The organism is Sphingobacterium sp. UBA5670 (genome assembly GCF_002420705.1).
Lineage (GTDB): Bacteria > Bacteroidota > Bacteroidia > Sphingobacteriales > Sphingobacteriaceae > Sphingobacterium.
Window position 1 is genome coordinate 163,962 of the sequence record NZ_DIIM01000011.1, and the last position, 13,642, is coordinate 177,603.

Annotated in this window: 13 protein-coding genes; all 13 read left to right on the forward strand. The window is 38.3% G+C overall.

All coding sequences use genetic code 11. The features are described from left to right. Nucleotides 1-244 precede the first annotated feature (244 nt). The 13 genes from pheS (at nt 245) to groL (ending at nt 13,603) form a co-directional block, all read left to right on the forward strand. A complete protein-coding gene (pheS, locus tag B3C94_RS10635) occupies nt 245-1,285 on the forward strand; it encodes a phenylalanine--tRNA ligase subunit alpha (RefSeq protein ID WP_293903227.1) in 1,041 nt (346 codons plus the stop codon). 124 nt (nt 1,286-1,409) lie between these two features. Next, nucleotides 1,410-1,985, forward strand: coding sequence for a TetR/AcrR family transcriptional regulator (locus B3C94_RS10640; protein WP_293903230.1), 576 nt, complete (start codon nt 1,410-1,412; stop codon nt 1,983-1,985). 438 nt (nt 1,986-2,423) lie between these two features. Continuing rightward, nucleotides 2,424-3,833: a 23S rRNA (uracil(1939)-C(5))-methyltransferase RlmD gene (rlmD, locus tag B3C94_RS10645; RefSeq protein ID WP_293903232.1), complete on the forward strand. Its 1,410-nt coding sequence runs from the start codon at nt 2,424-2,426 to the stop codon at nt 3,831-3,833. A 5-nt stretch (nt 3,834-3,838) separates the two neighbouring features. Next, nucleotides 3,839-4,237, forward strand: coding sequence for a hypothetical protein (locus B3C94_RS10650; RefSeq protein WP_293903235.1), 399 nt, complete (start codon nt 3,839-3,841; stop codon nt 4,235-4,237). 207 nt (nt 4,238-4,444) lie between these two features. Then, complete coding sequence (locus B3C94_RS10655) at nt 4,445-5,203, forward strand: hypothetical protein (protein ID WP_293903237.1); 759 nt, start codon at nt 4,445-4,447, stop codon at nt 5,201-5,203. Nucleotides 5,204-5,414: 211 nt separating this feature from the next. Next, entirely contained in the window at nt 5,415-6,104 is a 690-nt protein-coding gene (locus tag B3C94_RS10660) for an OmpA family protein (protein WP_349679138.1), read from the forward strand. Nucleotides 6,105-6,373: 269 nt separating this feature from the next. Next, entirely contained in the window at nt 6,374-7,810 is a 1,437-nt protein-coding gene (gene miaB, locus B3C94_RS10665) for a tRNA (N6-isopentenyl adenosine(37)-C2)-methylthiotransferase MiaB (RefSeq protein WP_293903240.1), read from the forward strand. Nucleotides 7,811-7,846: 36 nt separating this feature from the next. Further along, on the forward strand, nt 7,847-9,121 hold the full coding sequence (locus B3C94_RS10670) for a sigma-54 interaction domain-containing protein (protein ID WP_293903243.1): 1,275 nt from the start codon (nt 7,847-7,849) through the stop codon (nt 9,119-9,121). Nucleotides 9,122-9,130: 9 nt separating this feature from the next. Next, nucleotides 9,131-9,646, forward strand: coding sequence for an LptE family protein (locus B3C94_RS10675; protein WP_293903246.1), 516 nt, complete (start codon nt 9,131-9,133; stop codon nt 9,644-9,646). Between the two features lie 13 nt (nt 9,647-9,659). Next, nucleotides 9,660-10,703 (forward strand): hypothetical protein, encoded by a 1,044-nt coding sequence (locus B3C94_RS10680; RefSeq protein WP_293903249.1) that lies wholly within the window; start codon nt 9,660-9,662, stop codon nt 10,701-10,703. Between the two features lie 12 nt (nt 10,704-10,715). Continuing rightward, nucleotides 10,716-11,129, forward strand: a complete 414-nt coding sequence (gene secG / locus B3C94_RS10685; protein WP_293903252.1) for a preprotein translocase subunit SecG — start codon at nt 10,716-10,718, stop codon at nt 11,127-11,129. Nucleotides 11,130-11,522: 393 nt separating this feature from the next. Further along, nucleotides 11,523-11,798: a co-chaperone GroES gene (locus tag B3C94_RS10690; protein WP_028070710.1), complete on the forward strand. Its 276-nt coding sequence runs from the start codon at nt 11,523-11,525 to the stop codon at nt 11,796-11,798. 167 nt (nt 11,799-11,965) lie between these two features. Beyond that, nucleotides 11,966-13,603, forward strand: coding sequence for a chaperonin GroEL (gene groL, locus B3C94_RS10695; RefSeq protein WP_070561631.1), 1,638 nt, complete (start codon nt 11,966-11,968; stop codon nt 13,601-13,603). Nucleotides 13,604-13,642 lie beyond the last annotated feature (39 nt).

Genomic DNA, 13,642 nt, shown 5'->3' on the forward strand with positions numbered 1-13,642 from the left:
TCAGTCTGCTCTTTTACTTTATTTACATTTCTAGCATAAAAGCCTAGGCTGTTCTATATAGGTGATTATTTTTTCTGAATGAGTCTAGATGTTATTAGCCAGGAAGGACCTTCTGTTCGCTTTCATTGCTGTTGGTGTCTGTGAAATTATGAAGTTTTATTTTATTCTTTGTGTTTTTTCGTGATTATTAGCCGAATTGTAAAATTTTTTTTTGGCAGAAATTTTGGCTATGTTTGCTCTAATTATGTTGCAAGATAGAATTACGCAGTATACTGAAGAAATTAAGGCATTTGTGCCCTCTTCTTCAGCCGATGTAGAAAATTTCAGATTGAAGTTTTTGGTTTCCAAAGGGATTGTGAAAAATCTTTTTGATGAATTCAAAACCGTTACGCCTGATGAGAAACGTACTTTAGGAAAGGTATTGAATGAATTTAAGCAATTGGCGGAAAACACATTCAAAGAAGCACAAGAAAAGTTTGGATCAGGGGAAAAGCAAAAATCCCAAGAATTGGATAGTGATTTAACACTGCCTGGTCAGGGATTTCAGTTGGGGTCTAGACATCCAATTTCTTTGGTTCGTAAAGAAATCGTTGAAATTTTTAAAAAATTGGGCTTCATTGTTGCGGAAGGTCCCGAAATTGAGGACGATTGGCATAATTTCTCTGCGCTGAATTTTCCACCGGAGCATCCTGCTCGTGATATGCAAGATACCTTCTTTATCAAAAAACAGGAAGGTAATGATATTACACTAAGAACGCATACGTCTTCGGTTCAAGTGCGTCTGATGGAAGCGGGTAAACCACCGTTCCGCGCAATTATGCCAGGACGCGTGTATAGGAATGAAGCGATCTCAGCACGTGCACACTGCTTCTTTCATCAGGTAGAAGGTTTATATGTAGACGAAAATGTTTCTTTTGCGGATTTGAAACAGACTTTGTATCATTTTGTTCAGGAAATGTACGGAGAAGGTACTAAAGTACGTTTCCGTCCATCCTATTTTCCATTTACAGAGCCTTCGGCCGAAATGGATATCTCTTGTACAATCTGTAAAGGTGCTGGATGCAACCTTTGTAAATACTCTGGTTGGGTAGAAATTCTGGGTTGTGGTATGGTTGATCCGAATGTACTTGAAAATTGTGGTATCGATAGTAAAAAATACTCCGGTTTTGCTTTCGGTATGGGGATTGAACGGATCACAAACCTTAAGTATGTGATTAAAGATTTACGTCTTTTCTCTGAAAATGATACACGGTTCTTGTCTCAATTTGAGACGGAATTAATATAAATTAATATTCGTAAAGGTATGGCATCACATTATTCTCCTCTATAATACGGCAAGGGAACAATGTGATGCTTTTTAGTCTTTATTCTTTTTAGCTGACACTCAACATTCGTACTATCCAAAGTCTATGGAACCAGATTACATCATTGAATCCATAAAAAGAACAGCACGTGAGCTCTTTCGTCAAAACGGCTATCATAAAACCAGTGTGAATACATTGGCAAAAAAAGCCAAGATTGCGAAAGCGACCGTGTATAAGTATTTTGATAGTAAGGAAATGATTTTGCATGCTATTCTAATGGATTATCTTCGAGCTAGTCTGCAAGATATTTTGAAAACGACAAAATATGAAGACGATATGGCTTCCTTTTTAGCATCTACTATTCTACGGGTAAGCAGGCTAACCTATACTGCATGTAATGAGCTGATTGGCTGGGAGTTTATCCGGGAATCCGCAAACGCGCAGGAATATCTTAAAACACTTTCTGAAGATCTTGAATTTCTATTGCTCAGCACCTTTATTCAGAATGAAAAAATTAATGAAGCTGTCAGTGAAGAAAAATTGACTTTTTTGATCAAGTCAAGTAAAAGTATTGTGTTTTCTTTTGCTTTTACTGCAGTTTCTGATGCGGATGTACGCAAAAACTTTATTTCCTTTCAGAAGGAAATTCTGCCTTATCTCGTTCAGGCAACTGTCCAATAAAATTGTTATAACATACTCATCCCTTTCTTATTCGCGACGTCATTTTTTTTTGCATGCTCACTTTTTTATGATTCTGCAACGTTAATGCTGTGGACGGGTTGTCTTCGTATTGTGTTCGGACCCGCTTCGGAGATGGACAGTTTTGCAATCATTATTGACGATATTTTGAACAGATAATTCCTGCTCAGCGTTTGGTCGGAATCTGGTCAGCATCGGTACACGATCTGTATCGCATCCGAAAGTGGTACGAACGTAGTCCGAATCTGATCCCGGTATGCTATTCGCTCGAAACTTATCATCAGGTTGTTCATAAGAAAGCAGGTTTTGTGCATGATCCTCTATGAGCCTGTCCCGTAATCATTTATGCTAGTGATAATCAATGGCTATAAATCATTTATGCAGATGAAAAATCGTTATAAATTTGTATTTTTGCAAGCTATGAGTAGAAGAATTCCGCAAGATAAAAAGTTCTTGAAAGATATTGCCATCATTGATATTGCCGAAGAGGGTAGAGGTGTTGGAAAAACCGAAGATTTGGTTTTGTTTGTAGAAAAGGCTGTTCCGGGTGATATTGTTGACGTGGAGCTTATGCGCAAGAAGAAGAATTTTGCAGAAGCTCGTATAACCAGTTTAAAAGAAGTCTCTTCTTATCGGGTAGATCCTTTTTGTGAACATTTTGGTGTTTGTGGCGGCTGTAAATGGCAGCATATGACTTACGATGCACAATTAAAATTTAAGCAGCAATCGGTTAACAATGCATTGTCGCGTATCGGAAAAGTAGATACTTCTTCGATGGAAGAGATCTTGGGCTCAACTCAGACGGAATACTATAGAAATAAGTTGGAATATACGTTCTCCAATAAAAAATGGTTGACATCTGTAGATGAGGATGCATCGACGTTGGAAATGAATGCGCTGGGCTTTCATGTGCCAGGACGTTTTGATAAAATTTTGGATATTGATCACTGTTTTCTGCAAGAAGATCCTTCAAATGAAGTTCGCAATACCATTCGTGATTTTGCGCTCAGCCAAGGTATGACTTTCTATGATCTACGTGAACACACAGGTGTATTGCGAAATTTGATTATTCGCATTTCTTCAACAGGAGAAATGATGGTGATCGTCGTGTTTGCCTATCCAGAAGAAGGGCAGGTTGAATTGTTGATGGATTTTGTTAAGGAAAAGTTCCCACAAATTGCTTCCCTATTGTATATTGTAAATCAGAAACGTAATGATACGATCTTTGACCAGGATATTCATGTATATGCCGGCCGTGATTTTATTTACGAGGAGATGGAAGGGCTGCGTTACAAAGTAGGACCTAAGTCATTCTATCAAACAAACTCTGCGCAAGCCTATGAACTGTATAAGATTACCCGTGATTTTGCGGATCTGAAAGGTGATGAATTAGTTTATGATCTATATACTGGGGCTGGTACGATTGCAAATTTTGTGGCAAAGAAAGCAAAAGAAGTCGTTGGTGTAGAATATGTTCCTACTGCTATTGAAGACGCAAAAGTCAACTCATCCATCAATAATATTACGAATACAAAATTCTATGCTGGTGATATGAAAGATGTGTTGACACCTGCTTTTATCGCCGAACATGGTAAACCGGATGTTGTGATTACAGATCCTCCACGTGCGGGAATGCATACTGATGTGGTGGCTCGTTTATTGGAAATGGAATCACCGCGCATTGTTTATGTCAGCTGTAATGCAGCTACACAAGCAAGAGATCTTGTGTTATTGGGTGAAAAATATGAGGTGAAACGTATCAAGCCGGTAGATATGTTTCCGCATACACAACATGTCGAAAATGTTGTTCTGTTAGAATTAAGGAAATAAAAGTTATGGAAGTAGAAGATTTATTTTCGGGGTCCGCAAGAGAGGAGAATACCCCGCCTACAGAGCAAAGTCCATTGAAAAGCTTGCAGGTAGATCTTGATTTTTACAGTGAATCAATCCGTGAAGTCGCACTGGAGATTGTGGAAGAAGGTTATTCCGATTATCCAATTTTTGTAGCTCATCAGCATGAAGTTTCTGTTGGCGAGGTGATATTGGATCGCAAGGAATTGGAAACGAAATGGACAATAAATGCCTCTACATTGGAAGAGTTTGTAGAAATGGATATTATCCAGGAAGATCGCAGGTCGTCTTTTATCCAAAACTATAAACCAGCGAAAGATTATATGTGTTTATTTGTTGTGGTTGCAGAAGGTGCCAATTTTGTTTTTTATCCCTACAAGTGATAAAGAAAGAATATTTAAACTTTTTTAACAGTACAAGTGTCAAACTATTATTACTTTTAGCAAAGTAGGTTAGGTATAACGGGCAATTCATAAGAGTGAAATAAATTATAAACTGTTCTCGCGAAAGCGACTGTTTGGCCCAATAAACTTGCAGGGATGTGCATGCCACAGGTAAATCGATTGGGATAATTGAAGAGAAATAATAGAATGAAAATAAGACATATACATTTAGGAGTATTGGGGCTATTCTTCCTGTTACTGACCAGTTATGCTGCAACGGCACAACACCTTCAGAAAGTTTCTGGAATGGTATTGCAAAAAGGTAATGGTAATCGTATTGGTGATGCGGTTGTTCTGAATTTGAGGACTCACAGATCGACTTTAACGAATTCCTTCGGTGTTTTTACCATAGATGCATCGGTTGGTGACTCGTTATCTTTCACTAAAGTTGGTTATTCTCCCGTAAAAACTGTTCTGACAAATCTGAATGAGTTCTATGTCGAATTGCAGGAGGGTATTCGATTGGAAACAGTTGTTGTCGAGCGAAAGTCTAAAGAGGCGGAATTAAATGACGCTATGGGCAATTACGGTAAGAAGGGTGTTTATAATGGTGGTAAAAATAAATTTGGAACCTATTTAGGCAGTCCTGCAACTGCCCTTTATAATCTTTTTGGAAGAGAAGCTAAAAATGCGAAGCGTTTTGGACGATTTATGGACAGGGAGAAAGAGGAATTGCAAGTTGATCGTATTTTTTCCCGTGAAGCTGTCAAAAATCTGACTAAACTAGACAGCACAGAATTAGATGCTTTTATGGTGCGCTATCGTCCATCATTTGATCTTGCGGAGCATTGGGGGCAGTATGATCTGATGCATTATGTACAACAGTCTATGGAGGATTTTAATGCAAAAGGAAGACCTAAAGGTTCTCTTTTGCCCGATATTGAAGTAAAGACGCAAGAAAAGTAAAAACATTTTGCATCTGCTACTGTTAGCTGTTTAAAGGAGTGGACGGAATTGATGTAAGATTTTGTAGCTTATCAACGTCATTTTAGGAAGTTTTATAGCGCTTTTTTGCTGTTTTGTAACAAAAAAGTTCATAAAAATATCTTTTGGCACTTTGTTTGATTTTAATAGAACGTATTTAGTTTGAATATTAAAAGTCTTAGATAGCATACATATGAAAATGAATAGAAAATTAGCTGTATTAGGTTTGACTGTTGCAACCTCAGCTATGTTATTTGGAAGTTGTTCTACAATCCAAAATACAAATAATACGACTAAAGGAGGTGTAATCGGTGGTGTTGCCGGTGGTGCTTTAGGAGCATTGATCGGCGGTAAAGCTGGTAACACGGCTATCGGTACGTTGGCAGGAGCTGCTATTGGTGGTGCTGCAGGTGTATTGATTGGTAAAAAAATGGATAAGCAGGCTGCTGAGATTTCTAAAACCGTTGAAGGTGCCGAGGTTACGCAATCTGCTGAAGGTATCGTGGTTAAGTTTGATTCAGGTATTTTATTTGATTTCAATAAATCGGATTTGAAAACGTCAGCGAAGGATAATATTGCAAATTTAGTAACAACTTTGAACAAAGAACAAGGTACTGAAATCTTGGTTATCGGACATACAGATAATGTAGGTACATTGGCTGCAAATGAAAAGGTATCTTTAGATCGTGCAAATTCAGTACGTGCGTTTGCGGTATCAAAAGGATTAGCTTCTTCGCGTATCAGAACGGAAGGTAGAAACTTCTCCGAGCCAATTGCAAGCAACGATACAGAAGCTGGACGTGCACAAAATCGTCGTGTTGAAATCGTGATTGTAGCTGGTGATCAAATGAAGAAAGAAGCAAAACAACAAGCAGGTCAATAAATAGTTTTCGGGAATAATTTCCTGGGAAAGATTTATTTTGATTTCGAGTCATAAGAAAGCGTTGATTTAATCGACGCTTTTTTTTTGGAAATTTGACAAAGCATAAACTATATTTCTGTCTGACAAACTGTCATTATATGGATTTAAATTTCTAACTTTGTAGTCTTTGAAACAACTAAGGGCATTGAATCAGATCATGAAAAGTTTGGTAATTGCGTTGGTTATTTCTTTGAAAATAAAAAAAATTATATTCTATTGAATATCGAGCTATGCTAGATTTAACACATACCACTAAGGAACACGACGAATCTCGTCAGGGTGAGGCATTATTATTAGAACAGGATCCGACTTTAAGTAATGGACGCAAGCTGTATATTGAAAGCTACGGTTGCCAAATGAATTTTTCGGATAGTGAGATTGTTGCTTCTATTTTGTTGGATAAGGGATTTGAAACAACCAAGAATTATCAGGAAGCTGATGTTGTTTTTATTAATACCTGTTCCATCCGGGAAAATGCCGAACAACGTGTGCGCAATCGCCTAAAGGAATTTGAGGCTGCTAAAACAAAAAATCCTGGAATGATCGTTGGTGTATTAGGTTGTATGGCCGAGCGTCTAAAATCGAAATTCTTAGAGGAAGAAAAATTGGTAGATGTTGTGGTAGGACCAGATGCTTATCGCGATCTGCCAAATTTAATTGATAAGGTCGATGACGGTGCTAAAGCTGTCAACGTTTTATTATCTAGAGAGGAAACTTATGCCGATATTAATCCTGTCCGCTTGAATTCAAATGGTGTAACAGCCTTCATTTCGATCATGCGTGGCTGTGATAATATGTGTTCATTTTGTGTGGTTCCTTTTACACGTGGCCGTGAACGGAGCCGTGATCCACAGTCTATCGTGAAGGAAGCCCAAGATCTTTTCAATGCAGGCTATAAGGAGGTTACTCTGTTGGGACAAAATGTGGACTCTTATAAGTATAGTGCATCTGTTACCGAAGGTGAAGAGCCAAGTGAGACAGTCACTTTTGCATCTCTTCTTACGATGGTTGCCGAAATTAGTCCCCTTTTACGTGTGCGCTTCTCTACTTCCCATCCAAAAGATATTACCGATGAGGTTCTATATGCGATCGCTTCACACGAAAACATCTGTAATTATATTCACTTGCCGGTTCAATCTGGAAACTCCAGGGTATTAGAACTGATGAACCGTACATATGACCGTGAGTGGTATATGGAACGCGTAGATGCAATCCGTCGTATTATTCCTGATTGTGCTATTTCTACAGATGTTATTACGGGCTTCTGTACAGAAACAGAAGCGGAACATCAAGAAACATTGTCTATGATGGATTATGTCAAATATGATTTCGCCTATATGTTTGCTTACTCGGAAAGGCCAGGTACTTTGGCTGCGAAAAGATATGCGGATGATATTCCAGAAGATGTAAAAAAACGTCGTTTGACAGAAGTTATTAATAAACAGCGCGATCATAGTTTATACCGTTACCAGCATTTTGTTGGAAAAGTTTGTAAGGTGCTTATTGAAGGATTTTCAAAAAGGTCTGAATTCGATTTTTGTGGCCGTAATGATCAAAATGCTTTAGTGGTATTTCCAATCGACCCTCGATTTAAGCAAGGCGACTATGTGAACGTGCTTATTGAATCATGTACCTCCGCTACGTTATTGGGAAAAATTGTTGATTAAGGAAACTGAGATTGTTTTATTTCCAACAGGAAATTTATGGATAACCAAGATATAAAGAATAGATTCGGAATTATCGGTAATTCGCCACTGTTGAATCGTGCCATCGATATTGCGCGACAAGTGGCCCCAACTGATATTTCCGTATTAATACAAGGTGAGAGTGGAAGTGGTAAGGAGGTTTTTTCGCATATTATCCATCAATTGAGCTCACGTAAGCACGGCCCTTTTATTGCGGTTAACTGCGGAGCTATACCAGAAGGGACCATTGATTCCGAATTATTTGGTCATGAGAAAGGTTCTTTTACTGGTGCTCATGAGGCTAGAAAGGGATATTTTGAAGTTGTTGACGGCGGAACAATCTTTTTAGATGAAGTAGGCGAGTTGCCACTGGGTACACAAGCGAGATTATTACGTGTGTTGGAGTCAGGTGAGTATATTCGGGTCGGATCATCTAAAGTACAAAAGACAAATGTACGTGTTGTTGCTGCGACAAATGTGAATGTGTTTGAAGCTGTACAAAAAGGTAAATTTCGCGAAGATCTTTATTATCGCTTGAATACCGTACCATTGCGTGTACCGTCATTGCGTGAACGACCGGAAGATATCAACTTATTATTTCGTAAGTTTATTGTAGATTTTTCTGAAAAATACCGCACGCCGGGAGTTCAACTGACGGAAGATGCACAGAATATGTTACGGAACTATAGCTGGCCCGGAAACGTACGTCAACTAAAAAATGTAGCGGAACAAATTGCAGTTTTGGAGAAAGAACGTGTTGTTGATGCGCATATACTTCAAAATTATTTACCTAATGAATCACGTACAAGTTTACCGGCGGTAGTTCCTTCAAATAATGGTGGAAAAGAAGATTTTTCAGAGAGAGATTTGTTGTACAAAGTCCTATTTGATATGAAAAAGGATATGGTTGATCTGAAAAAACTGGTGGTTGAATTGATACAAAAAGGTGTCGATTCCAGTACGTTTGATCAAAACTCGCCCTACATCAATCAATTGTATCAGGAGATTGAACCACAATTGAAATCAGAGCCGGAAAATTATACTGCAACACCAACTTTAACTATACATTCTCCGGCAAACACTGCAAATGTATTGAAAAATCCCGTTTCACAGGATGAATACCTGCAGGATGCCCAAGAAGTCGAGGAGTCTTTATCTCTTGTTGATAAAGAATCTGATTTAATAAAAAAGGCCTTGAAAAAACATCGCGGCAAGCGTAAAGCAGCCGCCCAAGAGCTGGGAATTTCTGAAAGAACTTTGTATAGAAAAATTAAAGACTTAAATTTAGATTAAGGTTTACAGATGTTGTCAAAAAAAATTTTATATACTTTTCTCACAGCAATCTTTCTATTCGTAATGAATAGTTGTGGGGTAAAATATGGTTTTACAGGAGGTTCCATTCCCGAAGGAATGAAAACTGTCAATATTCAATATTTCGAAAATATAGCTCCTTTGGTTTATCCGACATTAAGTCAGAACTTTACGGAGGCTCTCAAAGAGCGTATTCGTAATCAATCTCGATTGAGTCAGGTGAATCAGGATGGAGACGCTACCTTTGAGGGATTTATTACAGAGTATTCAATAAGTCCTGCAGCTGTTGAAGCAGGTACTGATCGAGCTGCAATGAATAGACTGACTATTACGATTAAAGTTACCTATCATAATAAAATCAATCCGAAGGATGATTTTGAGCAGCCCTTTACACGATTTAAAGAGTTTGCCGGAAACCTTCAGAGTGCACAAGAAGAAACTTTGGGTAAGGAAATTATTCAGATGCTAACTGAAGATATATATAACAAAGCGTTTGCTAATTGGTAATTCTATTTTCAAGATGAATCTTAATATATCATTAACCAATAACGAGCTTTTTTTTCAAGCAATCAATCATCCGGACACTGTAGAGGAAGATATTATTTTAGCATTGATTGAAAAATACCCTTATGCCCAGAGCTTACGGTTTGTTTATGAACGTAAAGTTTTTGGAAAACATGGTTCAGTGCAGAATCTGTCTTCTACTTTGCTCTATGCATCCTCTCCAAGTTGGCTATATGAATTTGTTCATAGTAAATCCGTGGTAGCGCCTACGCCAATAACGCAGCAAGATGAAGTTATTATCGAAGAGAGGCTTAACAATGATGAAGGGGTGGTCGAAATAGAAGAGGAGAGCGTGGAGGTTGATGAATTGGATCGTTTGATTCAAGCCGGGGTCGCAAAAGATTATTTTAGGGCCAATGAACAGCAGCAAGAAATTATTGCCGATGCAGAGGCCGAGGAGATCCTAATTGTAACAGCTGCTTTAGCGGAATCTGTTGCCGAGGAGAGTGATGGGCGAGAGCGTGTTTCTGTTTACGATGATGATACGATGCCCTATAGTTTCTTATGGTGGTTACATAAAACTAGATTGGAATATGCTGACACTTATCAGCCCTATGTAAAATCTCCATTAGGTCCAATGATGCCGTCTAATGACGATATCGCTAAAATTCATGAGAAATTGGATACCCAGCTATTAGATCAACAGATTCGGGAGAATATCTTTCATTTGCAATCACCTGAAGCAAAGTTGAGTGATGAAGTTAAAACGACAATTGCTTTTCAGATACCGCGTAAAACTGACGAGGTAATTGAAAAGTTTATTCGCGAAGAACCTATGATTCAACCCCTCCAGGCAGAAAAATTAGATTTGGAGAACAAGGCAAGAAAAAGCTCGGAGGATCAGCATTCGCTTGTTACCGAAACGCTTGCAAAGATCTATGTGGAGCAGGGCTTATATCCAAAAGCAATAGAGGTTTACAAAAAATTAGTTTTGAAATATCCAGAAAAAAATGCTTACTTTGCGGCACGCATAACAGAATTAGAAAAGAAATTAAATTAATAACATAAAGAGATGCAAGGATTATTAATCGGTCTAATCATATTGGCTAGTATTATTTTAGCGTTTTTGGTTTTAATCCAAAATCCAAAAGGAGGAGGTTTGTCATCTGGTTTTTCAGGTGGAACAAATCTTATGGGGGTAAAACGTACAGGTGACTTTTTGGAGAAAGGTACTTGGATCATGGTTATTGCCATTATGGTATTTAGCTTAGGTGTCAATATTATTGGTACATCGCCAAGTACATCTAAAGGTGGATTGGGTGGTCAAATCGAGACTCCAGCACAACAAGGTCCATTGAACTTGGGTACTGGACAAAAGCCTGCTGGTGCGCCTGCGGGACAAGAGCAAGCAGCTCCTGCTCAACCTCAGGAAAAAGCTCCAGCTACTACACCTACAACTAAACCAGCGGAAGAAGCTAAAAAATAGTTGTCAGTAAAAGTATATAGGCCCCGTTTGTTTTTACAAACGGGGCTTTTTTATGTTTACTTTTTTCTGAAAGTGCTCGCCACACTCGGTTTATGGAGAAGTATTTATTTTCATTGTTTTCAAGGAGCCCGTACACCAGGTCGCTGGATGGAAAGCATCTAAAAAATGTTTCTATCGGGTTACTCGACCAGAGCGGCGGCAGAGAGAAGTAAGACTGACAGACGGAAAAATGACAGTGTGACAGCAAAATGAATTTTTGTCGATCAGCATGTTAGTTTTCTGTGAAAAATTGTCTTATAAGTGTTGATATTTACAATTGGCATAAAAGATGATGTGTTTATAACGATTATAACATTAAAATAAATTCAATAACAGATAAAAAGTAAATTAATTATGGCATTAAGTATCAAACCTATCGGAGACAGAGTAGTAGTAGAAGCTGCTCCAGCAGAAGAAAAAACAGCTTCAGGGTTGTATATCCCCGATACAGCAAAAGAAAAACCATCTCAAGGTACAGTAGTTGCTGTAGGTACAGGTAAAGTTGACGAACCGTTAACTGTGAAAGTTGGTGACAAAGTATTATACGGAAAATACGCAGGTACTGAAATTACTTACGAAGGAAAAGAGTACTTAATTATGCGTGAGTCCGATATTTACGCTGTTATCTAATTCATACCACAAGGTTAATTAAAAAAAGAGTTTTCTGGCTCAATTAAAAATTCAATAGATTATTTTGGTGGAGTTGTAAAATTAGATAGGTTAATAATAAGATCGGCTTTACGGTTTTATATCAAATTCTAATTACGCTTCTAGAAATACTAAATACTCAAATAAAAATGGCAAAACAAGTAAAATATAACGTTGAGGCTCGCGAGGCCCTTAAAAAAGGTGTAGACACTTTAGCAAATGCAGTTAAAGTAACATTGGGTCCTAAAGGACGTAACGTAATTATTGAGAAAAAATTTGGTGCTCCGGTAATTACTAAAGATGGTGTTTCAGTAGCGAAGGAAATCGAATTGAAAGACGCGTTAGAAAATATGGGTGCACAAATGGTAAAGGAAGTTGCTTCTAAAACAGCTGATCAAGCTGGTGATGGTACGACAACTGCTACTGTATTGGCACAAGCTATCGTTGCTCCAGGTATCAAATCTGTAGCTGCTGGTGCTAACCCAATGGATCTAAAACGTGGTATTGACAAAGCTGTTGCAACTGTAGTTGCTAACTTGAAATCTCAATCTCAAGAAGTTGGTCAAGACAACAATAAAATCAAACAAGTTGCTACTATTTCTGCTAACAACGACGAAGTAATTGGTGCTTTGATTGCTCAAGCAATGGAAAAAGTAGGTAATGACGGTGTTATCACTGTTGAAGAAGCAAAAGGTACTGAAACAGAAGTGAAAACTGTGGAAGGTATGCAATTTGACCGTGGTTATTTGTCACCTTACTTTGTGACAAATTCTGACAAAATGGAAGCAGAATTAGATAATCCATATATCTTGATCTACGACAAGAAAATCAGCAATATGAAAGAATTGTTGCCAATCTTGGAGAAACAAGTTCAAACTGGTAAACCATTGTTGATCATTGCTGAGGATTTGGATGGTGAGGCACTTGCAACATTGGTTGTTAATAAAATCCGTGGTTCATTGAAAGTTGCTGCTGTTAAGGCTCCAGGTTTCGGTGACCGTCGTAAAGCAATGTTAGAAGACATCGCTATCTTAACTGGTGGTACTGTAATCTCTGAAGAAAGAGGTTTCAAATTAGAAAATGCTGAGTTATCTTACTTGGGTCAAGCTGAAAAAGTTCAAGTTGACAAAGATAATACAACAATTATCAATGGTTCTGGTAATGTGGAAGATATCAAAGCACGTGTTGCACAGATCCGTTCACAAATCGAAACAACAACTTCAGACTACGACCGTGAAAAACTACAAGAGCGTTTGGCAAAACTGTCAGGTGGTGTAGCAGTATTGTATGTAGGTGCGACTACTGAGGTTGAAATGAAAGAGAAAAAAGACCGTGTTGATGATGCTTTGCATGCAACTCGTGCAGCTGTTGAAGAAGGTATTATCGCTGGTGGTGGTGTTGCATTTATTCGCTCAACTGAAGCTTTGGTAAACCTTAAAGGTGACAACGAAGATGAGCAAATCGGTATTGACATCATCAAACGTGCGATCGAAGAGCCATTGCGTCAGATCTGTAACAATGCAGGTATAGAAGGTGCAGTAATCGTTCAAAAAGTGAAAGAAGGAACTGCAGATTTCGGTTACAATGCACGTACAGACCGTTACGAAAACTTAATCGCCGCTGGTGTAATCGATCCAACTAAAGTTTCTCGTGTAGCTTTAGAAAATGCTGCTTCAGTTGCTTCAATGTTATTGACTACTGAGTGTGTATTGGCTGACGAAGCTGAAGAAAACCCTGTAGGTGCGGGAGCTCCTCCAATGGGTGGCGGTATGGGTGGAATGATGTAAGATCATTCCGTCTTCTCCATATAAAAGAGCGGCTCGTTT